This window comes from Rhodococcus pseudokoreensis (assembly GCF_017068395.1).
GTDB lineage: Bacteria > Actinomycetota > Actinomycetes > Mycobacteriales > Mycobacteriaceae > Rhodococcus_F > Rhodococcus_F pseudokoreensis.
The window spans coordinates 50,774-72,870 of sequence record NZ_CP070619.1 but is presented as its reverse complement, the minus strand read 5'-3'; the positions used below and the strand labels follow the sequence as shown (position 1 = coordinate 72,870).

Here is a 22,097-nt window from a genome sequence, read left to right as displayed (position 1 = left end):
GATACATGCTCTATTCAGGTAGTCCGATCTCGCGAGCGACTGTGTCGATGATCGGGTCGTCGTCGGCCGCTTCTGCCACCTGCCGGTGGAATTCTTGGAAGCGTTCGTGACGCTCTTTTGGATCACCGCTTTCTGCCGGCGGTGCGAAGTCCGGATTGGTCGAGTTGATCATCAGTTCTAGCTGGGTGAGTACCTTCTGCTTCTTCGTTGCGCTCACAGCTGACCTCCCTCTCTCGTGGACCGAGGGTACCTGTGACGCAACGCGACCGTGGCACTGCGCCGGCGCATCTGTTCGCGTATCAGCTCGAGTACGGGGGGATTCCGCGGCTGGGATGATCGGGTGCCGACGACGCGGTGCTGTGTCAGTGCGATTTCGCCGGTTGCGTCAACCCCGCGGACATGCGGTTGGGGGCCAACGCTGTCAACCGCACCGAACACCAGCTGCGCCGCCGCGATCTCGCCAGCCCGCTCGCCGATGTCTGCGGCCCAGCCGGACGTACCCGGGCTATCGCCGCCGCGATCCGCACCGGTCTCGCCCGCGGCGACGATCCCGACAGCATCGAGGAACTGATCCGGTGTGCTGAAGCAGCCAGACTTCCCCTCACCCTCTGGTGAACGCCCGCAGTGGCAACGACTGCCCAGGGGCGTGCGAATCCCGGTCCGGCCGGGTTCAGCCCAGGTCGAGCTCGGGTGCGGTGGCCAGGTATTCGATCTGCGCCAACGTCACCGGGACGGTGGAACCCTTGATGGGGGTGATGCTGATGATCTGTTGGGTGGACGGGAGGATGAGCGAGAAGTAGGCGCTGCCGTGCTCGGGATAGAACCCGCGAGTGACAATGGTCCCGTCTGCTGACACCGTGGTGGGTGCGATTCGGGTCGATCTCGTTCAGATACTCATCCTGCGGTGGCGACGCGGGTTGACCGCTGACTACGACGATCTCCAGGCGCCCCTCTCCGGCGGCCGATTCCGCGGTGACCACCTCGAAGATGGTGTCTTTGCCGAAGTCGGTCAACCGGAGTGATCCGATCGGCCGATCCGGAGTGAGGTCGCTGTTACCCGGCATACTCGCCCACCGGGCTTCGAGTGCCCGGTCGAGCCGGGCCACCTTCTCCTGGGTCAGCTCAGGCCGTTCCCATCGGTGAAGGCCCCACAGGATCGCATCAGCGGGACGGCCGGGAGGACGGGTGCCGTCACCGCCAGGGCTCCGGTGGTGGCGATCGCGGTCAACTCGTCGAGGGTCAACGGGATGCGTCCGCTGTGCCGGCCGCCCGCCCTCGGATTGGTGTTGTCGGCATCATTGGCCGTGGCCACGATCCGGGTGCCGTCGGGAAGGTACGCGACGGCAGTGCGTTCGAGCGTGCGGACACCGTTGACCTCGTACCAGGTGTCCAGTAAGTCGAGCACCGTGCTGTCCGGGCGGGTGTCGCGTCGATCCGCCGCCCCTGCATGCACAGCAGGGCGGGGCGGTCCCAGGCCTGAACATCGACCGTCAACGTTCCGACGTGCCCGTCCCGGACCAGCGAGCCGCGGGCGTGGGTCGACGCCGATCGTCCGGGCGACGATTTTTTCGGGCAGCGCGAGCGGCTCGGCCGGGCGCTGGCCCTGGAATCGGAGTTCGCGGTCAGCGTCGAGGAGGCAGGCCGTGCGCCTGTGGCCGAAGCCCCCGAGGCATCCTCCCCTTCTCACCATATGGCAGAGGGCTGGGCTTGCGGCAAGGCCCCGGTCGTGCGGCACAATCTTCCGACCGACTACAAATGGGGGTTGTTGTGACGAGCACGCCGAAACCGTTCGAAGTGCACGAGTGTCAAGCTCCGGGTTTTGTGGAGAGTCGGTTATCTGGTTTCCAGTAGTGGGATCTGTTCAAGGTTCGAGGCATGCATCATCTCGAACTCGGCGGGTGGGACCTGACCGAGTTCGCCGTGCAACCTGCGCTCGTTGAACCAGTCGACGTATTCGGCGACGGCGAACTCGACGTCGTTGATGCCGTACCAGGGGCCTTTGTTGCGGATCAGCTCGGCTTTGAACAGGCTGTTGTACGCCTCGGCGAGGGCGTTGTCGTACGAATCGCCGCGTGACCCAACGGAAGCCACCGCATCTGCCTCGTCGAGGCGGTCGGTGTAGCGGATCGCTCGATATTGCACTCCGCGGTCGGAGTGGTGAATCAGACCCGATAGGTCAGTTCCCGCGCGGGTGCGCCGCCAGATCGCCATTTCCAGTGCGTCGAGCGCGAGATCGGTATACAGCGAGGTCGCGACCTGCCAGCCGACGACCATGCGGGAGAAGACGTCGATCACGAACGCTGCGTAGACCCAGCCGGAGAATGTTCGACAGTAGGTGATGTCGGCGACCCACAGCTGGTTCGGAGCGTCGGCAACGAAGCTGCGCTCGACCAGATCAGCGGGACGCTCGGTCTCCGCTGCCGGTCGTGTCGTGCGTGGACTCTTGCTCCGCACAATACCTTTCAAACCTGCTTCCTTCATCAGTCGTGCCACCGTGCACCGGGCCACCGGTGTGCCTTGGCGGTGCATTTCGGCATAGACCTTTCTGACGCCGTAGACGCTGTAGTTGTGGTCGTGGATGGCGGTGATCTGGTCAGTCAACTCCCGGTCGCGGTTTGAACGGGCCGATTCCGGCCGTGTCTTGGCGGCGTAGTAGGTGCTCGGCGCGATCGCGGCATCGGTATCGGTATCTTTCAACGTGTCGCAGATCGGCTGGACGCCGTGGTCACCTTTGAACTGGTCGATGAACTCGACCTTCACCTGTGTGGGCGGTCCAGCTCCGCCGCGAAGAAAGCCGAAGCCTGCTTGAGGATCGTGTTCGCTCGGCGTAGCTCTTTGACTTCGCGTTCGAGTTCGGCGAGGCGGGATGCATCGTCACTCGTGGTCCCCGGACGCAGGCCTTCGTCGATCTCGACGCGTTTGACCCACGTCCGCAGCGCCTCGGGATGAACGCCGAGTTGGTCAGCGACGCGCTTGTAGGCGCCGGCCCTGGTCTCGGGGTCTCTGCGGGCGTCGATGGCCATCCGGGTGGCGCGTTCGCGCAGCTCGTCGGGGTACTTCCGTGGTGCGACCATGTGGATCATCCTCCCGGGTCTTGGATGTCTCCATCAAACCCGGGGCGGAGCAGATCGTTGATCCGTGAGTCTTTCGGCGCAAACTCGGTCCTTCAGGGCCGGGATAGCCGATCTGGTTTGTCGGACTGTGTGGTTATTGTCTGGGTCATGGTGGGGAGGGTGGTGAAGCGGGCGTTCAAGTACCGTTTCTATCCGACTGCGGTGCAGGCGGAACAGCTTGCTCGGACGTTCGGGTGCACCCGGTATGTCTACAACCGGGCGTTGGCCGAGCGGACGCGTGCCTGGTCGCAGGAGCAGCGGCGGATCACCTACAGCGACACCTCGACGATGCTCACCGGATGGAAACGGGACACCGAGACCGAGTGGTTGATGGAGCCGTCGAAGGGGCCGCTGCAGGAATCGCTGCGGCAATTGCAGGGCGCGTTCGAGAAGTTCTGGCGCAAACAGACCCGCTACCCGCAATTCAAGAAGAAGGGCCAGTCGAAGGATTCGGCGACCTACTACTCGAACTGCTTCACCTACCTGGGCGGGCAGCTCCGGTTGGCCAAGCAGTCCGAACCCCTGGATATTCGGTGGTCGAGGCCGCTTCCGGAGGGGGCCGTGCCGTCGCAGGTGACGGTCTCGCGTAACGCTCGCGGTCATTACCACATTTCGATCCTCGTCGAGGACACGATCACCGAACTCGAGCCGGTCGATCGGGTGGTCGGGCTCGACGCCGGGATCACCAGCCTCTACACGCTCTCGACGGGGGAGAAGATCACCAACCCACGCCACGAGCGCAGGGACCGTGCGCGGCTGGCGAAGGCGCAGCGGGCGCTGGCCAAGAAGCAGAAAGGATCCCGGAACCGGGCCAAGGCCCGACTGAAGGTCGCGAAGATGCATGGCCGGATCGCCGATCGGCGTCGCGATTATCTGCACAAACTCTCCACTCGACTGGTGCGCGAAAACCAAGTGATCGCCATCGAGGATCTGAGTGTGCGGAACATGGTGAAGAATCGGTCGTCGTCGCGGGCGATCTCGGATGCGGGTTGGTCCGAGTTCCGGTCGATGCTCGAGTACAAGGCCGACTGGTACGGGCGCCGGGTGGTGGCGATCGATCGGTTTCATCCGTCGTCGAAGACCTGCTCGGTGTGCGGGGCGGTCGCGTCGGCGATGCCGCTGAATGTGCGGGAGTGGACGTGCCGATGCGGCTCCGTCCACGATCGGGATGTGAATGCGGCGAAGAATATTTTGGCCGTCGGACTGACCGTGGCAGCCCGCGGAGACGGTGTGAGACCACCCCGCACATAAAGTGCGGGGAGGCAACTGTCTGTGAAACAGGAACCTCGGGGCGCGAGTCCCGAGGGGAATCTCGGTCGTTCACGGCCGAGAGGACGTCAAGGGGATGGACCAGGGAGTTGATGCGGCTCAGGCTTGTCACGCTGCGTCGACTGAGGGTGATATCTAATCCATGAGGGTGAGAAAAGCTGCGATAGGTACCAGCGCTCTTGCCGCGATCGCAACCGTGGCCTGTGCCTGCTCGCCCGCCGATAACGCCGAATCGCGTGATCCGACCGTCTTCGTCCAATCCACACAGTTCGCACCGCCGCCGGCGCCGATCACCGATCTCGTGCCCACGGCCGAGCAACTGACTGCCCTGTACAACGCCACCACCAACTACTCGATCCGTGAGGAGGACCGCGCGCTGCTCCTGGACGGTCCCAGCGACCAGACCCTGCCGATCGCGCGGGACTGGGGTGCGCAGCCCACACCCCAATACATCCAGTTCACCGCCGTGGAACCCGTCGGCCCAGAAACGATCAACGCGACGGGGCAGGACCACGTTCGAGGATTCAGGCCGGCTTCGTTTCGTCGGCGGGCACCAGCTGTCCGGTGAATCGGTCCTTGTACTGGTACAGGATCGCGTCGGTTGACTCGCTCGGCCACAGTTGAATGAGCAGTTGCACCGCCGGTTGCTTCTCCGGGGGTGCGACCGAGTCCCAGTACTCGGTACGCCCGCGTCTGCACCGCCACCTGGTCTCGAATGTCGTTGTGGGTCATCGGCGACCCTCTACCAGGTCGGCGGTCGCGACCAGTTCGGCGGCGATCCTGCGGGCCTCTTCCGGTGTCAGGCGTGGCCGGAACTCGGGGTGGTGACCGACTTCCCAGGTCATGGAGACGCCGGGTCGGCGGTCTGCCTCTTGGACGGGCGTGACGAAGCAGAAGGACGATTCGACGCCGTTTTCGTCGAGTGTTAGGTAGTCCAGTGCTGCGGTCAGCTCGATGCATTCGCTGTTGTCGCCGATGCAGGTGTGATCGGTGCGCCCGCGGGCGTCCTCGTTGGTGCACCAGGATGCGCAGTCGGTTCCGGTCGTGTCGTTGGTGTTCATGTTTTCGATCCTCCTCCGGTGACCGCCCGCCTGTCGGCAGTTTCAGCGCGGGTGGACCCGGGTTGTGTGCGGCGGGTTGTCGGATGCGCGGGTGTCGAAGGCGCACAATCGGTGAATGGCTTTTCGGTTCGCGCAGGAGGCAGTCCGTTTTCTCGCGGTGTCCGATCCCGGCAGGCTGCGGCTCCGTGCCGCAGCCGCTACGACGATCACTGTCGTGCTCGCGATGGTGGTGCTGCTGCCGGGTTCCCATGTGATCGGGCAGCCACTGACCGTCGCGTTGCTCGGGACGGTCGTGGCGATGCAGTCCTCGGCGGCGGTCAAGGACAGGGATCAGCGCAGCAGGGTGATCACGACACTGCTGCTCGTGTTCCCTGCAGTCGCGGCGGTATCGATGTCGGCGGTGCTGTCACAGTTTGGGAAGGTCGCCGATGTGGGCTTCATCGTGGTGCTCTTCGCGGCCGTCTGGGTGCGGCGCTACGGCCCGCGGGGTACGGCTCTCGGGATGGTCGCGTTCATCTGCTACTTTTTCGCGCTCTTCCTTCGGGCCGAGCCTGGGCAGATTCCCATCCTCGCCGTGTCCATCGTCGCCGGTGTCGGTATCTCGCTCCTCGTCCGTATCGTGATTCTGCCGGATCGGCCCGGGCTCGAAGTCAAACGGTTGGTTCGGGCGCTGCGGGCCGCGTCGATCGACGTGCTGGAGGTGGCGTCGCGCAGGAGTGATCGGAATCTCGATCTCCTCCGCAGGAAACTCGACCGGCTCGGAAACACAGCGCTGATGATCGACGACTGGCTCGACCGCAACGATGCCGCCCAGCTCCTGAGCGTCACAAACGATGATCTGTCCGTTCGCATCTTCGACGCGCAAATTGCTACCGAACAACTTGTCAGCGCACTGTGGGCGCTCGACCCGAACAAGTCGTGGCCGAATTCGCTGGGGCAGGCGACCACGGCACTGGGATCGTGTCTGCAGAACAATCCGTCGGACGACCAACTCCGCGCTGCCCGACGCCTCGCCACCGCGGCCGCAGACAAGTCCGATCCCTCGACTCCGGCGGGTATCGCGACCGCCGTCGCGATGCGAGCAGTGCAGGCACACATCGCGATCCATCACATCACCAACAATGCGTTGCGAACAGAATCCGAGCCGAGGAAGAAGCCGGACGAGGGTAAGGAAACGGACACCGGATGGAATCCGAGCACCAAAGCTGCGATCCAGGTCGCCGTCGCGACCAGCGCTGCAACGATTCTCGGTGAGCTCATCTCGCCCGACCGCTGGTACTGGGCGGTCCTGACGGCCTTCCTCGTTTTCACCGGAGCGTCTACCCGCGGTGAGATTCTCTCTCGCGCAGGCCACCGGGTCGTCGGCACCATCGCGGGAGTTCTTGCAGGAGTATTGCTGTCTGCGTTGGTCGGAAACAACCGGCCGTTGCAGCTGCTCCTGCTCGTCGTCTGCGTGTTCTTCGCGTTCTACCTCGTCACGGTTGCCTACGCACTGCTCTCCTTCTTCGTCACCGTCATGCTTGCGATGTTGTACGGACTGCTCGGCACATTCAGCATCGAGGTACTCGAACTGCGCATCTACGAAACGGCGGCCGGAGGAATCGTCGGAATAGCTGCGGCGTACTTCATCTTCTCCACCGGAACGAGATCGACGCTGCTCTCGAAGATCGACGACTACCTCGATCAGATGACTGCCATCATCGACACCGCTATCGGAGCCGTCGTCCAACAAGGCAGCGACACTGACCTCGTCGCCGACATCCGGAAGCTGGACAACGCGCTGAAGGACCTTGTCACGGCGGGCAAACCCTTGGAAATGGGACCGACGACGCGGACCCGTCGGGGAGCGAAACGGTTGTTGCGGATCATGACGGCCAGCAATCGGTCGTCTCATGCACTTGCCCGAGCGGGGGTGAGTGCCTCTCGCGGCGAACCGGACAGCGGACCGTCGCAGGCGACCGCGACGGCATTGCGCCAAGCAGCCGAGGTCACCAAGGAAACCATCGCCGACGTCAAACGCGCACTCGCCGGCGAGCACGTAGAGCCTCCAGAGAAACTCACCGAAACCTCGGCACCCGACGTCATGCTGCAGGCGACTGCTACGCCCGGGCCGGTTCGCAGTGCCGTCCGCTCGCTCAGCACCCTCAACCGCACAATGGGGGAGGCATTGACGCGTGTGTGATGGCGTCGTACATACGCCCTCCGAAACACAAGCCTGGACAGCCGAAGGGGAAGGGGACTGTCGGGATAACGGTTGAACTGGATCTGGCCGACACGCCGAGTTAGCTGGCGAGGAGGCAAGACGATGACCGAAACACATGATCCCATGGATCAGTCGAAGATTGACCACCAGAAGTTGGCCCACTAACTGTTGGCCACGCGAAAGCCGAGGGTGTCGAGCTGGTCGGCCCGAACGGGCTACTCAACCAGCTCACCGCGAACGTCCTCGAAACCGCACTCGACGCCGAGATGGACGAGCACCTCGGATATGAGAAACACCAGTTCACAGGGCGAGACGGAGGCAATTCCCGCAACGGACGCGGCAGCAAGACGGTGCTCACCGAAATCGGACCGGTCGAGACCCAGGTCCCTCGCGACACCGACGCCTCGTTCGACCCGCAGATCGTCAAGAAACGCCAGCGCCGGTTGACCGGTGTCGACGAGATCGTTGCGCTCGATTCGATCCCGCTGGGTCGTCTGCTCGACGACCTGGAGCTTCGTGCGAAGGTGGAGGACAAAACTCGAGCTTACGTGGAGTCCGGAGCAGATCGCCGCGTGGCTGCGGGCTGAGTATCCGCACCGCCCCAGCTGGCACGTCTGCCACGAAACCATCTATCAAGTCCTGTACAACAGCGGGCGGCCGGAGTTGTGCCGCAGCTGCCCCGCAAGCTGCGGACCAGGCGCTCGCTGCGTCGACGGCGGCGCCGAGCGTATGAGCGTCGGATTCGGTTCGCCACTCCCTCTCAGTCGATCGATGTGCGTCCCGAAGTGGTCGAAAAACGCAGCCGGATTGGGGATTGGGTGAAGATTTGATCGTGGGCCGGTCGAGCAGGTGCTCGATCGGCGCAGCCGTTACGTCCGGCTCCTGCATCTTCCGGCGGTCACCGCGCCGAACCTTTTGCTGCGGCCATGAGTGCGCTGTTCGAGCAGATCCCCGAGCATTCGCGTTGGACGATCACCTGGGGTCAGGGTGGGGAGATGGCGCGCCATGATCTGCTCGGGCACCCGTTCACTGAGGGCGCGTCTACTTCGCTCATCCCGCTTCGCCCTGGCTGCGTGGCACGAACGAGAATACGAATGGATTGCTTCGGCAGTACTTTCCGAAGGGCATGATCTGTCCGTCCACGGCCCCGAGACGCTGCGCGACGTCGAGGAGCGTCTGAGTAGTCGCCCACGTATGAACCTCGACTGGCGAACACCGGCACAGGTTTTCGCCGAGGGTCTGGCACCATGAACCGACAGTGTTGCGACGACTACTCGAATCCACCCTTGAATCCGCCTGCCGGAAAGGGGTCAGTCCTCAGGTGCCGTTGACGTCCATCGCGCAGGATCCAGTCATGTCACACGCCTCCAGTTGGGGAACATCCTCACCTGTTGTTCGCCATAGATGCCATCGTATTTCGAGGGAGGAGACGACGTCGAAGTACATCCGACCGTGTAGTTCTATTATCCATCGAAAGACGCTTGACTGCCTACCAACGTGCGGTGTCGCATCGTTTGATATCTACGAATGCGGGAATTGGTCGAACGTTCTCGGGTTGCATCGACTTCGAGTCGGGCATTGCTGTCAGCAGTTCGAGGCCCTTCGTCTAGGTCGGATCACAGTGCCTACGTCCTTGCCCTCGCGGTGGACGCTGTTTCTGCGACGGATCGGTGTGCGGGGTTCGGGACGTGTATCTCTGTTGGGCCCATCAAACGCCCGGACTCGGGTCAAATGACGTAGCCGGGGCGGGTCATGAAGCGTCGTGATCGGAGTCATACGAGTGTGTCGCCGGTCGGTGTCGCGGTCCTACCGTGGAGATACGACGAACTCAGGTGCACGATCTCGCCTGTAGGAGTGATGGGAAGACAATGACTTTCAGTGTTGATGGAATGCGCACCGCACCCGAGGTGTACGCGTGGAGCCGGTTCGGGCAGCCCGAGTACACCGATTGGCTCGACGAGAGCATGTCGTGGAAGGAGACCTGCTATATCGGCGACTGGTCGTTTCTGTGGCAGCACCGGTTCACCGGCCCGGACGCGCTGCGGCTGTTCTCGGACATCTCCGTCAACAGCTTCGCCAAGTTCGACCACGGCCAGTCCAAGCACCTGATCCACACGAACACGAACGGCAAGGTCATCCACGAGGGGATTTTGACCCGGTTCGGTGACGACGACTACATGCTGCACGGTCGTGGCGGTTTCTGGGCCAGCTATCAGCTCGGCCGCACCGACTACGACGTGAAGGTGCAGCAGGAGGACTGGTTCATCTACCAGGTCTCCGGCCCGAACTCGGTGAAGGTGCTCGAGAAGGTCAGCGGCCAGACCGGTCTGCGGGACACCGGATTCATGCGGCTGCATCCGATCACGGTCGCCGGCCACAAGATCTGGGCGCTGCGGCAGGGCATGTCCGGTGAGATCGGGTTCGAGTTGCAGGGACCGAAGGAGTACGGGCAGGAGATCTACGACGTCATCGTCGAGGCCGGTCAGGAGTTCGGGATCCGCAAGCTCGGCGGCCGGGTCGCGATGATCAATCACCTCGAGGCGTGTTTCCCCACCATCGCCACCGACTACATCCCCGCGATCTTCGACGAGGACATGGCCGAGTACCTGGAGGTGTTCTCCTCCTCGATGCCCTCGTTCGCGCAGCCGGCGTACATCGCGGGCAGCTACGACGGCCGCGAGATCAGCGAGTACTACCGGAGCCCGGTCGAGCTCGGCTGGGCTCGCAACATCAACTTCGACCACGACTTCCTCGGTCGTGCCGCGCTCGAGGCGGAGAAGGCCGACCCTCGTCGGGTGATCCGCACACTGGTGTGGGATGCCGACGACGTCCAGGACGTCTTCGCGTCCCTGTTCCGGCCGGGGGAGAACTACCCCTACATGGAGATGCCACGGGACCAGCGCGGGTTCATGTGGGCGGACAAGGTGACCGCCGGCGACGACCTGGTGGGTGTCGCGACCTCCCGAGGTTACAGCTACTACTACCGGCAGATGCTCTCGCTCAGCACGATCGACGTCGCCCACAGCGAACCGGGCACCGAACTGACCGTGCACTGGGGTCGCCCGGACGGCCCGCAGAAGGCGATCCGTGCCACCGTGGCCCCGGCGCCGTACAAGCCGGACCGCCGCCGCGCCGACCTCCGCACCGCCTAAGCCTCTCTCCCAGAATGTGAAGTAGCCGTCATCATGACCCATTCCTATGTCTTGACCTTTTCGTGCGTCGACGAGCCGGGCATCGTCAGCGCCGTCTCGACCGCTCTGCTGCAGTTGGGCTGCACCATCACCGACGCGCAGCATTTCGACGATCAGCTGACCGGGCGGTTCTTCTCGCGGATCCAGTTCGACACCGTGCGCGCCGACTTGGAGAAGTCCGAGGTGGCCGCGGGGCTGTCGCCGGTGCTGGCCTCGTTCGGTGCGACGTGGGCGATCCGCGGCACGGAGGAGCGCATGCGGGTGCTGATCATGGCGTCGAAGCTCGATCACTGCCTGGTGGACCTGCTGTATCGGTGGCGGACCGGGGAGTTGGCGATGGATGTGGTCGGTATCGTGTCGAATCATCCCCGCGAGGTGTATCAGAACATCGACCTCGGGGACCTGCCGTTCCACCACCTTCCGGTCACCAAGGACACCAAAGCCGAGCAGGAGAGCAAGCTGCTCGGAATCGTCGAGGAATACCAGGTCGACCTCGTCGTCCTCGCCCGCTACATGCAAATCCTGTCCGACGACGTGTCGGCGAAACTGGCCGGCAAGTGCATCAACATCCACCACTCGTTCCTGCCGGGATTCAAGGGTGCGAAGCCCTATCACCAGGCGCACGCGCGGGGCGTCAAATTGATCGGCGCCACAGCGCATTACGTGACCGGGGATCTGGACGAGGGGCCGATCATCGTGCAGGACGTCGAGCCGGTCAGTCACCGCGACACCCCGGACCAGCTCGTGCGGAAGGGCCGCGACATCGAACGCCGCGTGCTCGCCTCGGCGGTCCACCATCATCTGACCGGGCGGGTGCTGACCAACGCCGGCACGACGGTGGTCTTCCCCGACTGAGCGGGAAACGAGCCGGCTGGGGGCACACGCCTCCAGCCGATTCGTCGTACGCGAGCCGCGACACCCGTCCGGGTCAGGGCTGAACGAGGCCCTCCCGGACCGCGACGAGTGCGGCCTGGGTGCGTGAGTTGAGGTGCATCTTCGCCAGCACGTTGCCTACGTGGGTGCGCGCGGTGCGTTCGCTGATCGACAGCTCCGTGGCGATGGCACGGTTCGACATGCCGCGGGCGACGAGGATGAGGACGTCGCGTTCGCGGGCACTCAACGCTCGCAGTCCGGCTGCGGGCGTGATCATCTGGTGGGTCAGTTGGCGGGCGATCGCGGTGTCGAGGAACACCTCGTCGCGGGTCGAGGCGCGGATCGCAGCCTCGACCTCGGACGGATCGGCATCCTTGAGGAGATATCCGGAGGCGCCGTTGGCGAGCGCGGCGTGCACTCGTTCGGTCTCCCCGAAGCTGGTCAGGACGACGACCCGGACAGTGGGGTAGCGGGCCGCGATTTCCTTGGCGGTCTCCACCCCGTCCATTCGGGGCATGACGAGGTCGAGCAGGGCAACGTCGGGCAGCTGCTGGTGTGCCGCCATGTCGGCGAGCTTCTCCAGGGCTTCCACGCCGTCGCCGGCTTCGGCCGCGACGACGATGTCGTCGGTGGAGGCGAGGAAGCTGGTGATTCCGCGCCGGACGACCGCGTGATCGTCGATGAGGAGTACACGAATCGTTGTGGCCGACTCGTCCATGGCGTCCTACTTCCTGTGGGCGGGATGTGGCGGGGGCGGCACGAGGGACGCGCTGACGTGGGTGCCGCGGCCGGAGTCGTTCGTCGTGACGTGAAGCTGCCCGGACCACCTGCCGACCCGGTCCCGCATGGATGTCAGTCCGTAGCCGTCCGTGGTCGAGGCTGCGGCCGTCAGACCGGTACCGTCGTCGATGATGTCGACCCGCACCAGGCGAGGGCCTTCGGATACATCCACGCTCACCGCGACGGTGGACGGTGCCGCGTGCTTGACAGCATTGTGCAGGGATTCGCTGACAACCTGGTAGACGTCCTCGATGAAGTCGGTGTCGTCCTCGTCGAGTTCCGGTCCGACGGACAATTCGATCCGGATGTCCGTGCGGCGGGTGATCTTCTCGACGAGCAGTTGCAATGCCGCCGAGAGCCCCATCTCGGCGGACATCGACGGCTGCAGTGCGAGGACGACCCCACGTAGATCGTGTTGCACCGCCAGACTCAGCTCGGCGACCTCCGCGGCGATCCGGGCGATGTCCGTGGCGAGAGGCTCGGGTGCCTTGGCGCCCATCCGCTCCAGGGCCCGTGCCTGCATGCCGATCGAAAATACTTGCTGCACAACAGAATCGTGAAGATCGCGGGCCAGGCGTTTGCGTTCTTCTCTGCGCACCGCGATGCGATCACGTTCCAGCAGAGTGGCGTAGTCGATCGCCAGCGATGCCTGGTCCGCCATCGCGGTGAAGAAGTCGAGCATGGTCTGTCCGGCGTGATAGCTCGGTTCCATGTAGACGTTGAGGACGCCGACCGCTTTGCCGCGGGTCACCAAGGGTGTGCAGACGAAGTCATCCCACTCGATCTGTGAGACATACTCGTGGAGCGGCTGCCAATTGGGATCGGCCAGCATGGCGGCCTTCCGGTTCGGGTAGACGATCTGCCGTCCGCTGTCCATCACCTCGTAGGTGGCCAGGGTCGCACCCCGGCGGTGCGAGGCCATGAGCAGGTCGAAGAACGTGTGCACCTCGGAGAACCCGGCAGCCCCCATCACCTGCAGCCGCCTGCTGGCAGGCGCGACGGTGATGAACTGGGTCGCGGCGACGCCCTCGGATTGCTGGACTTCCCACGCCATCGCATCGAGCACGGTGGCCACCGAGTGCTGGGATGCCATGTTTGCTGCCGTGCGGGCCAACGCGGCGACGCGACCTTGTTGCCGCCGTTGATCGGTGACGTCCCGGTAGGTGACGACGGTTCCGCCGGCCACCGCAGAGCCGACTTGGTAGGACAGCGTCACGAAGTCCTCGAGACCGACGTCCCAGTAGCCGACCCGCTCGGCAGCAGCATCGGCCTCTGTGTCCGCCCCGGCTGGATCGGCGCCGATGTCGAACGGGCTCTGCACCCCCAGCAGTTCACCCGTGTCTTTGGCGCCGAGCATGACCGCGCCGGCGGAATTGGTCGAGACGAAGCGGCCGGCGTCGTCGACGACCGCAACCCCGATGGCGATTGCGTCCACGATCGATCTACCGTTCACCTGATTCATGGTAGGACGCCACGGAACAGTCGAGTCGGCGGGCGGCGCGTCAATTGACCTAGTGATGCCCGCCGCGATCGGCAGGTTTTTCCCGTCGGACGCCACTGCCGAACGAGTGCGGGCCCCCTTAGCGTTGACAGCGAAGCAGGCGCCGCGACACGCACGCCTTCCGCAGGACGCGTCATCCACGACCTCCTGCGTCACTCTCTCGAAAGGGGCATGTTCGGTGAGCGCACTCTCGTCCACGATGACCGAGCCCACGGTGGTACTCGACGGCAAGGCGACAGCCAGGGACATCCGGCGTGAGCTGACCGAACGAGTTTCGGCGCTGGCCGCTCGGCGGGTCGCGACCGGACTCGGGACGGTCCTGATCGGCGAGGACCCGGCCAGCAGGGCCTATGTCGCCGGCAAGCACCGGGACTGCGCCGAGATCGGTGTGTCCTCGTTCAAGATCACCCTTCCGGCCGGCGCGAGCACCGCCGACGCCCTCGCCGCACTCGACGACCTCAACAGCGAGCCGGCGTGCACCGGATATATCGTGCAACTCCCGGTGCCTGCGCATGTCGACCGGGCCGCGCTCCTCGAGCGGATCGATCCGGACAAGGACGCCGACGGCCTGCACCCGGTCAACCTCGGCCGGCTGGTTCTCGGCGCCCCGGGACCACTGCCGTGCACGCCCCAGGGCATCGTCGAACTCCTCCGCCGGTACAGTGTTCCGCTCGACGGGGCCGAGGTCGTCGTCGTCGGATGTGGCATCACCGTCGGGCGTCCCCTCGGCCTGCTCCTCACCCGCGAATCAGAGAATGCGACGGTCACCCTGTGCCACCGAGGAACCCGGGACCTGCGCAAGCACCTGCGCGAGGCGGACATCGTCGTCGGCGCGGCCGGCAGCGCAGCCCTGATCGACGGCTCCGACATCAAACCGGGCGCCGCGGTCCTCGATGTGGGTATCACACGAACCGAGAACGGCATCATCGGGGACATCGCCCCCAACGCCTGGGGGATCGCCGGCCACCTCACCCCGATGCCCGGCGGTGTCGGGCCGATGACCCGCGCGATGCTGTTGGTCAACATCGTCGACGCCGCCGAACGAGCATTCCCGACGCGATGAGCCGATCCTGTTCGCCGCGATTCGCCAACCCGCACACACCCGACTCCACCACTACCGCTGGCGCCCAAGCGGTCGGGACAACCGCGGTCGGCATCCTCAACGTCACCTCCGATTCCTTCTCCGACGGGGGTCGGTTTCTCGCCCGATCCTCGGCCGTCGCACACGGACTCCGCCTTCACCGAGCGGGCGCACACGTGGTCGATGTCGGTGGTGAATCCACCCGCCCTGGGGCACACCGAGTACCGGGGAAGGCCGAGCAGGCCCGAGTGATCCCCGTCGTCGAGGCACTGGCTGCGCGCGGCGTCACGGTCAGCGTCGACACGATGCGAGCCGACACCGCCGCGGCAGCAATCCGCGCCGGTGCCACCTACATCAACGACGTGTCCGGTGGTGGCGCTGACCCGGAAATGTTTGACGTTGCAGCAGAAACTGGAGTTCGACTGATCATCAACCACTGGCACAGCATGTCGGACTCGGGGCGGCCACGGCCGTGCGACATCGTCACCGAAGTCCTCCACGACCTCGCCGCGATGGTTTCTCGCGCGCTCGCCGCGGGCGTCTCTCCGGAATCGGTGATCGTCGATCCTGGCGTGGGTTTCGGCAAGAGCAGTGACGACAACTGGGCGCTGTTGACCCATCTCCCTCGACTGTGTGCACTTGGGTACCCGGTTCTCATCGGGGCGTCCCGAAAACGTTTCCTCGGTGCACTACTCGGAGAAGATGGCCAGGACCGCCCCACCGTGGGCCGTGACACCGCCACCGCAGTCATCTCCGCTCTCGCGGCACACCGTGGCGCGTGGGGTGTCCGGGTCCACGACGTTCCCGGTACGATCGATGCCCTCCGCGTGGCTGAGAAAGTGCGACACGCCCCACGTCCGCCAGGCCCAACAAAGCGGTCTCGGGTGCCCCCTGAAAACCAGATAAAAGATCCGTCGGGCGAGGGGCACGGACGGACTCAGTTATGCGACGGCAGCGGCGACAGTTCGTAGGAAGGCGACCGTTTCGGACTCTCGGTTGGTGGATTCGTCATCGGTGGTTCCGTAGGCGCGGTTGGCGGAGAGTTTGACGATGACCCGACTGCGTGTCGGGTCGACGTAGACGAATTGGTTGTACACGCCGATTGCGCTGAATTCTCCTCGGTCGCTGTCGGGGAGCCACCATTGATAGCCGTAGCCGAGTTCGAAGTGGTGGGTGCCGACGATCGGTTGTCCCGGCCGTAGGTGGGGGGCGTCCGGTGTGATCGAGGCGCGGACCCACGGTTCCGGGACGATCTGGTTTCCGTGCCACACTCCGCCGTTGCGGTAGAGCTCGCCGAGCTTGGCGAAGTCGCGTGCGGTCATGTTCAGTCCCGCGAATGCCACTTCCCGGCCGGCTGCGTCGACGAGCCAGTAGCCGGGCGAAGTCATTCCGAGCGGTTCGTACAACTTCTCTTGCATGTAGTCGGTGATCGAGCGATTGGTCGCCCGGGCGAGCAGGGCCCCGAGGGCCTGAGTGTCTCCGGAGTTGTAGCGGCAGACTGTTCCCGGCCTGTTCTCGCGGACCATACCGGCGACGAAGTCGTCGAGGGTACCTACACCGGCCATGGCGGCGTTGAGCTGGAAGATGTCCGATGTGGTGTCGCTGTAGTCTTCGTTCCACCCTGCGCCGGAAGACATCTGCAGCACGTTCTTGATCGACACCCCGTCGTAGGCCGAGCCGGGATTGACCGGCACGTAGTCGCTGATCGGTTCGTCGATGCTGCCGATGTTGCCGTCGGCGATTGCGATCCCGATCAGGGTCGAAATGAAACTCTTCGCCACGGACATGGAGATCCACGGAACGTCGGGGCCACCGGTCAATGCGTAGCGTTCGTACCGGACGGCGCCGTTTTCGAGGACCAAAAGCGCAGCGGTGTCGGTGTCGACGAAGAACTGCTCGAGCGACCTGGTTGCACCGGCGTACTCGTAGCTCATCGGCAGTTCGATCGGGGCGCCCTGGGGCCACTCATGCGGCGTCGACGACGGCGCGAGTGTGCTGCTGGGAAGCAGGCTCGACAGTCGGCAAAAGTTCTCGTGCTGGGGGGCGCCGGTGAACAAGCCCATGGCAGCAAGCGTTTCGATCTGATTGGTCATGGTGATCCTCGGGTGTGGTTGCGGTGGTAGCTGTGACACCGGCAGCGGGGTGGCTTTCCAGTTGACTGGCTGGCCGTGCTGACAGCTGTGGCCATGCGAGCGATTGCGCTCACTCGGTCCCCGAGTGACGTTTCCGGTGGACCGGGCGTTTGGGCTGGAAACAAATGTGTGATGGCTCTCACTGGCATTGTGTGAAATTTATCAGAACCAAATGGTTACTACAACCATATGGTGTGGATAAATTCGGACGAGCTGAGCGCTAAGATTCAGGCGATGAACTCCAGACGCATCGACGGTCGTACGCTTCGCCATCAGCATCGGAAGCCGGAGTTGTTGGCGGCGGTGACCGAGTATGTCCTCGACCACGGCATTGGTGACGTCTCCTTACGTCCGATTGCCCTCACGCTCGGTATTACTCATGCGACCTTGTTGCGGCACTTCTCGTCGAAGGAAGAGTTGCTTCTCCAGGTTGTGGGAAAGATCCACTCGGACTTCCTGGTTCGGCTGGAGCACGATGAAGACCTGCGCGCCGCCAAATCGACCCCAGAGTTTCTGCGGACGGTGTGGCGCCGATTGTGTGAACCGGAGGAACAACGCCAGTTCGTGCTGCTGTTTGAACTGGTAGGTCGCGCCGCGCGAGAGCCGGAGCGTACGGGCAACCTGGTCCAGTCCATCGTCAGCGACTGGCTGATTCCCATCGAGGAGCGTTTGACGCGGGACGGCCGGTCACCGGGGGAAGTGTCTGTGCTGGCAACGATGGTTCTGGCGCAGATCCGCGGTCTACAACTTGATCTCCTTGTGACCGGGGACCGCGCCCGCGTCGACAAAGCGTTCGACTTCACTGTCGAATTGGCAAGCAGGCCCAGCATTCGGTAACAGCCGCCTGACCGGCCCGTTGGCGGCCCGCCGGCAGGGAACGCCCGGCAGTGCTCCTCGGGGCGGGTTATGAGGGAGCGCTACCGAGTGGCGCTGTGGTGTCACCACCGGCTGTCAGTGCCGATAGTGATCATCGTCCGGGGTGGAGCGCCTAGAGCAGGTGAGCTCTCGCATCGGTGTACTCACGGCTGAGGCGTTCGACGATCTGTGCTGCCGGGACGATTGCGTCGATGGCGCCGATGCCCTGTCCGGCGCCCCAGATGTCGCGCCAGGGCTTGGCTTCCGTTCTCGTGCTGGTGTCGGCGTCTTCGCCGACGCCGAAGTCCATGGCGGTGGGGTCGGCGACGGCGAGGTTGTTGGGGTCGAGTCCGGCGGCTTCGATGCTGCCGCGCAGGTAGTTGCCGTGTACTCCGGTGAAGAGGTGTCGTAAAGATGGCCGGTCGTCATCGCGATGACAGCTGTCTGCGGGGAGAGCTTCGCCTGCATCAGAGCGGCGATTCCTGTGGTGAAGGGGATGCCGATTTCCACTTCGGAGAAGCAGAGGTATCCGCGGTCCGCGCGCATAACTCGGTAGTCGTGTGCGATCGCGAGCATCGCCCCAGCTCCGAATGGCGTGGCCGTCGATGGCTGCCACGTCGGGCACCGACAGCGTCAGGAGCTTGGAAAGGAGGGCCTGGACGCGGTCGACGTACCACGTGAGGCGATCGGAGTGCTTCGACAGCCACTCCAGGTCCAGGCCGTTGGAGTAGAACTTGCCCGTCGCCGTCGTCACCAGGGCATGCGTTCGGCCCCGATCGGCATCGCGCAGGATCCGGTCGACCGTGTCGACCCAGGGCAACGAGAAGCGGTTCTCGTCGTCACCGAGGTCGAGTACGGAGACCTTGCCTCGGTAGGTCACGAAGGGAGTCATGAGATGTCTTTCGCGCTTCGAATGGTGCTGATCGGGTAGCTCGAGGTGTCGCTACGTGCTTGGGTCATCCATGGACAAGCCGCTGTGACGGACCGGCGCACAGGGACGGCCGAGGCGCGGCGCCTCGAATCTATCAGTACCAATCGGTTAGGTAAACCGATTGGTGTGTTGAGCTGTGCGTGTGATGACTCGTTTAGATCGCCGCATCGTCGATGTCAAAGCATGGTGACCTGCTGAATAGTGCGTGATGGCGTCGACGAATGTTCTGGTTGAGCGTTACCGCCGAGATCGGCTGTTCTGATCCCGCGTTCGGTGACGGTAGCTGTGTCGACGGCGACTTCGATCGAGGCTCAAATGGCGCACTCGATGGTCGTGTTAGATCCACAGCCACCACAGCAGCATTGCGGTGGAAAAAAATGTGGCGGTCGGATTCCCCATGCGAGGTTGGCGAACGAAGGCTCGCGCTTTTGTGCAGATCCTGTCGCTGGTGCGTGTGAGCGCCCGCCATGTGCATCACCAGACGGTCAGTGCCGTCGGTCAAGTTTGCGGGAGACGGCCCGCTCGCGTCGAGCATTCCATGGCGAATGCTGCGGCGAAACGCGGAAGCCGAACCGCACCCACGGGTTAAGGAAGTCCAGTGCAAGTGGATCCCGGATTGGGGCCGGGCGTGCCCGACCTCACGGTCGGCTTCAGTCCGCCTGTCGAAGCGGTACCAGCGACGAGGGAGTAGCCGGTATCGGCTCTGATTCGCCGGAACGGCCCCGCGTGTAGTCAAGCCTCCGAGCTGGTCGATCGGCGCCGGTGCCCTGCAGAGTCGTAGAGCTGAACACAATCGTAACGCCGACGTCTTGAACTATGAACTATTGCTGTATATGTTTAAGTGGCGTTGTGACTGACCCCACAAAGCGGGCGGCCGAACCCGTCGGGTTTCCGACCCGCACGTCCTGGATGTCACCTTGCCGGACTGGACAACTCGGTCGCGCGCGTCACGCTCGACTCGCGAGTGCGGCGGTAACAATGTCGAAACTTAAAAGCGTTGAACCATGAACCATGCATTTCCATGTTCATGGAGTGATCGGCACCATAGGAAGACCGAGAGGATGACCCCTGTGTCCACATTTGCCTTGTCTGGAGCCACGCTGATCGACGGTCGTGGCGGTAGTCCGCTGACGGAAAGGACCGTCGTCGTCGAAAATGGAGTGATTACCCGCATCGTCCCGACGTCACAGTACGACGCATCTTCGGGTCCTGAAGTCCTCGATGTCTCCGGCAAGTGGTTGCTGCCCGGCTACATCAACGGCAACATCCACCTCCTGGACGGCGTCATGATGATGGGCGTAGGCGGCGTCGAATATCTTGCTCGATACGAAGGATCCTTTGTGAAGGTGATCGAGGAGGGTGCACAGTTGTCCCTCCGAAACGGCGTCACGACGGTTTTCGACACGTGGGACGCCCGCGATCCGGTCCTCGAGGCTCGGGATCGGATCAACTCGGGAGCTTCGCAAGGTTCCCGAATCTTCGCGGCTGGCAACATCGTCGGTATGGGTGGCCCGTTCAGTCCAGACTTCAACTTCAATGCACGCCAGTCTATCTCGCCGACGTTCGCGAATCGCATCGACGCGCTCTTTTCCGCTGGTGTCGGTGCCGAACTGACACTGTTCCAGGAGAAGGAGGTCCGCGCACGTTTCAGGGACTACGTCCAGTCTGGGGTAGACATGGTCAAGGTCGCAATCAGTGATCACCTCACAGCGCACCTCGATCCGGTCTCGATGCGGACCTATCACACCTTCCCGGAGAAGTGGGTTCGCTGGATGGCAGAAGACACCCACGCCGAAGGGCTTCCCTTCTTGTCGCACACTCTTGCAGTCCCAGCCCTGGAGATCGCGACCGACGTCGAGGTCGACGTCATGATTCATCCGACTTGGACGTTCAATCAGGTCATCCCGGACGAGCTGGTACGTCGAATCGCGGACCGTCGCATTGGCGTGGGGATCCAGCCCATGACCGATGACTATTCCGTGAAACTCCTTGCACACGGTAACTTCTGGGGAGCACTCAACAGCCCCGAGCACCAAAAGAACGAACGCAACTTCATCGATGCCGGCGCGAACGTGATGGTGGCCACCGATGCCGGGTGCACATCACACGACGTACTCCAAGACCTGGGTCACGACCTATGGGAAGATAGGCCGACCACGCTTGGGGAAGACCATTTCACCTGGGTCAAGGCATTACAGGGTCGAGGATTGAACGCGATGGGAGCTATTCAGGCTCTCACACATAACGTCGCCGAGGCCTATGGGAAGCTCGACAGGATTGGCACCGTCGAGGTAGGTAAGGTCGCGGATCTTGTGCTGCTCAACTCAGATCCGCTTGCGGACACCGAGAATCTACGAGACATCGCAGCGATCTACAAGGAAGGCGTAGCTGTCGACCGCTCGGCATTGCCGACCCAGCAGATCGTGACCGCCCCAACCGGGACACCTATCCCGGAGTGACAGCTCGAGCGGGGTGCCCGATCAGTCACACATCACCCCGCTCGACTGCGCAGTGCTCCAAGCCTCGATCCACCGATCGAGGTTGGGCTGAGTGATGAGTCCGGTTGCGGGCGTTGATGGGCTGTCAGGGTGTGGGTGCTCGTCCGACCTGAGTGTCGGTTTGTTCCACTGGGTTTCGGGTCGGGGCCGGGCGGTATAGGTGGCCTGGGGTTTTCGACCCCGGTTGTGGATGAAGAGTTGGTTCCATTCCGATTCCCAAGGCCAGTGCCGCGGCAGGTGCAGAGTGAGCCGGCGGGCCGACGACGCGATCCGGGCCGGAACCGAGATCAGGGTCCGGCAGATGGTGGCGGTCGTCGCCCGCATCAGGCGGGTCCCGGTCAGGGTGGCGGCGGCGCGGGTGAGATTGAACGCCATCACCGCCAGCACCAGCCAGGCACTGTTGGCGGCGAACCGACCCCGACGGAAAATTCTCGAGGCCGGTGTCTTTCAGGATGCGGATCCGGGCTTCGCAGCGTGTCCGCGGTGAACCTTGTCCGCGGCGACCGTGTCCAGGACAGCCGGGCCGGTGGCGGTGAAGAAGGCGTGGAACCGGGGGCTCCCCCCTCAGTGTTCACGATGTTCTCACTCAGGGGGGAAACCCCGACGGCG

General features: G+C 63.8%; 19 protein-coding genes, 2 pseudogenes and 1 other annotated feature. Of the genes and pseudogenes, 11 read left to right on the top strand and 10 right to left on the bottom strand.

Annotation, left to right across the window (positions count from 1 at the left end):
- Positions 1 to 10 precede the first annotated feature (10 nt).
- Complete coding sequence (locus JWS13_RS05700) at positions 11 to 217, bottom strand: hypothetical protein (RefSeq protein ID WP_206004902.1); 207 nt, start codon at positions 215 to 217, stop codon at positions 11 to 13.
- 182 nt (positions 218 to 399) lie between these two features.
- Between JWS13_RS05700 and JWS13_RS05695 the strand changes: the two genes are divergently transcribed.
- The gene (locus tag JWS13_RS05695) at positions 400 to 615 is read left to right on the top strand and encodes a hypothetical protein (RefSeq protein ID WP_225928349.1); all 216 of its coding nucleotides are present in this window, start codon (positions 400 to 402) and stop codon (positions 613 to 615) included.
- Positions 616 to 670: 55 nt separating this feature from the next.
- On the opposite strand, the gene JWS13_RS45460 is transcribed toward JWS13_RS05695, so the two are convergent.
- The 3 genes from JWS13_RS45460 to JWS13_RS05685 all read right to left on the bottom strand — a co-directional run bounded on the left by JWS13_RS45460 (position 671) and on the right by JWS13_RS05685 (position 3,074).
- The gene (locus tag JWS13_RS45460) at positions 671 to 856 is read right to left on the bottom strand and encodes a hypothetical protein (RefSeq protein ID WP_241032116.1); all 186 of its coding nucleotides are present in this window, start codon (positions 854 to 856) and stop codon (positions 671 to 673) included.
- 261 nt (positions 857 to 1,117) lie between these two features.
- Positions 1,118 to 1,405: a hypothetical protein gene (locus JWS13_RS45455; RefSeq protein WP_241032115.1), complete on the bottom strand. Its 288-nt coding sequence runs from the start codon at positions 1,403 to 1,405 to the stop codon at positions 1,118 to 1,120.
- Positions 1,406 to 1,833: 428 nt separating this feature from the next.
- Positions 1,834 to 3,074 (bottom strand): IS3 family transposase gene (locus tag JWS13_RS05685; RefSeq protein WP_420854998.1). Its coding sequence is split into 2 segments (ribosomal slippage): positions 1,834 to 2,795 and positions 2,795 to 3,074, totalling 1,242 coding nucleotides; the frame shifts between segments, so codons are not numbered across the junction.
- Positions 2,662 to 2,796: a sequence feature (AL1L pseudoknot), on the bottom strand. It overlaps the preceding gene by 135 nt.
- A 147-nt stretch (positions 3,075 to 3,221) precedes the next feature.
- Between JWS13_RS05685 and JWS13_RS05680 the strand changes: the two genes are divergently transcribed.
- Both JWS13_RS05680 and JWS13_RS05675 read left to right on the top strand, forming a co-directional pair.
- Complete coding sequence (locus tag JWS13_RS05680; RefSeq protein WP_206004900.1) at positions 3,222 to 4,364, top strand: RNA-guided endonuclease InsQ/TnpB family protein; 1,143 nt, start codon at positions 3,222 to 3,224, stop codon at positions 4,362 to 4,364.
- A gap of 160 nt (positions 4,365 to 4,524) precedes the next feature.
- Entirely contained in the window at positions 4,525 to 4,950 is a 426-nt protein-coding gene (locus tag JWS13_RS05675) for a hypothetical protein (RefSeq protein WP_241032114.1), read from the top strand.
- A 160-nt stretch (positions 4,951 to 5,110) separates the two neighbouring features.
- On the opposite strand, the gene JWS13_RS05670 is transcribed toward JWS13_RS05675, so the two are convergent.
- Positions 5,111 to 5,443, bottom strand: coding sequence for a DUF6907 domain-containing protein (locus tag JWS13_RS05670; RefSeq protein WP_206004899.1), 333 nt, complete (start codon positions 5,441 to 5,443; stop codon positions 5,111 to 5,113).
- Between the two features lie 115 nt (positions 5,444 to 5,558).
- Here JWS13_RS05670 and JWS13_RS05665 point away from each other — a divergent pair, with 115 nt between their 5' ends.
- From JWS13_RS05665 to purU, 4 genes and pseudogenes are all read left to right on the top strand, one after another.
- On the top strand, positions 5,559 to 7,625 hold the full coding sequence (locus JWS13_RS05665; protein ID WP_206004898.1) for an FUSC family protein: 2,067 nt from the start codon (positions 5,559 to 5,561) through the stop codon (positions 7,623 to 7,625).
- A gap of 144 nt (positions 7,626 to 7,769) precedes the next feature.
- Positions 7,770 to 8,113, top strand: a pseudogene (locus JWS13_RS05660) (transposase); the annotation flags it as partial.
- 1,422 nt (positions 8,114 to 9,535) lie between these two features.
- Complete coding sequence (locus JWS13_RS05655; protein ID WP_206004897.1) at positions 9,536 to 10,798, top strand: aminomethyltransferase family protein; 1,263 nt, start codon at positions 9,536 to 9,538, stop codon at positions 10,796 to 10,798.
- A gap of 33 nt (positions 10,799 to 10,831) precedes the next feature.
- Positions 10,832 to 11,692, top strand: coding sequence for a formyltetrahydrofolate deformylase (gene purU, locus JWS13_RS05650; RefSeq protein ID WP_206004896.1), 861 nt, complete (start codon positions 10,832 to 10,834; stop codon positions 11,690 to 11,692).
- A gap of 73 nt (positions 11,693 to 11,765) precedes the next feature.
- Here the strand turns inward: purU and JWS13_RS05645 are convergent, their stop codons facing one another.
- Both JWS13_RS05645 and JWS13_RS05640 read right to left on the bottom strand, forming a co-directional pair.
- Positions 11,766 to 12,428: a response regulator gene (locus JWS13_RS05645; RefSeq protein ID WP_206004895.1), complete on the bottom strand. Its 663-nt coding sequence runs from the start codon at positions 12,426 to 12,428 to the stop codon at positions 11,766 to 11,768.
- A gap of 6 nt (positions 12,429 to 12,434) precedes the next feature.
- Positions 12,435 to 13,943 (bottom strand): sensor histidine kinase, encoded by a 1,509-nt coding sequence (locus tag JWS13_RS05640; RefSeq protein ID WP_206004894.1) that lies wholly within the window; start codon positions 13,941 to 13,943, stop codon positions 12,435 to 12,437.
- A gap of 247 nt (positions 13,944 to 14,190) precedes the next feature.
- On the opposite strand from JWS13_RS05640, the gene JWS13_RS05635 reads away from it, so the two are divergent.
- Both JWS13_RS05635 and folP read left to right on the top strand, forming a co-directional pair.
- Positions 14,191 to 15,054 carry a bifunctional methylenetetrahydrofolate dehydrogenase/methenyltetrahydrofolate cyclohydrolase gene (locus tag JWS13_RS05635; RefSeq protein ID WP_206011505.1) on the top strand — a complete coding sequence of 288 codons (864 nt, stop codon included), beginning with the start codon at positions 14,191 to 14,193 and terminating at the stop codon, positions 15,052 to 15,054.
- Entirely contained in the window at positions 15,051 to 16,043 is a 993-nt protein-coding gene (gene folP, locus JWS13_RS05630) for a dihydropteroate synthase (protein ID WP_206004893.1), read from the top strand. The genes JWS13_RS05635 and folP overlap by 4 nt, the downstream gene beginning before the upstream one ends.
- Here folP and JWS13_RS05625 read toward each other — a convergent pair.
- Positions 16,014 to 17,165: a serine hydrolase domain-containing protein gene (locus JWS13_RS05625; protein WP_206004892.1), complete on the bottom strand. Its 1,152-nt coding sequence runs from the start codon at positions 17,163 to 17,165 to the stop codon at positions 16,014 to 16,016. The two genes, folP and JWS13_RS05625, sit on opposite strands and share 30 nt — an antisense overlap.
- Positions 17,166 to 17,438: 273 nt before the next feature.
- Here JWS13_RS05625 and JWS13_RS05620 point away from each other — a divergent pair, with 273 nt between their 5' ends.
- The gene (locus tag JWS13_RS05620) at positions 17,439 to 18,041 is read left to right on the top strand and encodes a TetR/AcrR family transcriptional regulator (RefSeq protein ID WP_241032113.1); all 603 of its coding nucleotides are present in this window, start codon (positions 17,439 to 17,441) and stop codon (positions 18,039 to 18,041) included.
- Between the two features lie 151 nt (positions 18,042 to 18,192).
- Here JWS13_RS05620 and JWS13_RS45450 read toward each other — a convergent pair whose 3' ends face one another.
- The gene (locus JWS13_RS45450; protein WP_241032112.1) at positions 18,193 to 18,951 is read right to left on the bottom strand and encodes a Clp protease/crotonase-like domain-containing protein; all 759 of its coding nucleotides are present in this window, start codon (positions 18,949 to 18,951) and stop codon (positions 18,193 to 18,195) included.
- A gap of 1,109 nt (positions 18,952 to 20,060) precedes the next feature.
- On the opposite strand from JWS13_RS45450, the gene JWS13_RS05605 reads away from it, so the two are divergent.
- Positions 20,061 to 21,449 (top strand): amidohydrolase family protein, encoded by a 1,389-nt coding sequence (locus JWS13_RS05605; protein WP_206004891.1) that lies wholly within the window; start codon positions 20,061 to 20,063, stop codon positions 21,447 to 21,449.
- Between the two features lie 198 nt (positions 21,450 to 21,647).
- Here JWS13_RS05605 and JWS13_RS05600 read toward each other — a convergent pair.
- Positions 21,648 to 22,040 (bottom strand): annotated as a pseudogene (locus JWS13_RS05600) (transposase); the annotation flags it as partial.
- Between the last annotated feature and the right edge of the window lie 57 nt (positions 22,041 to 22,097).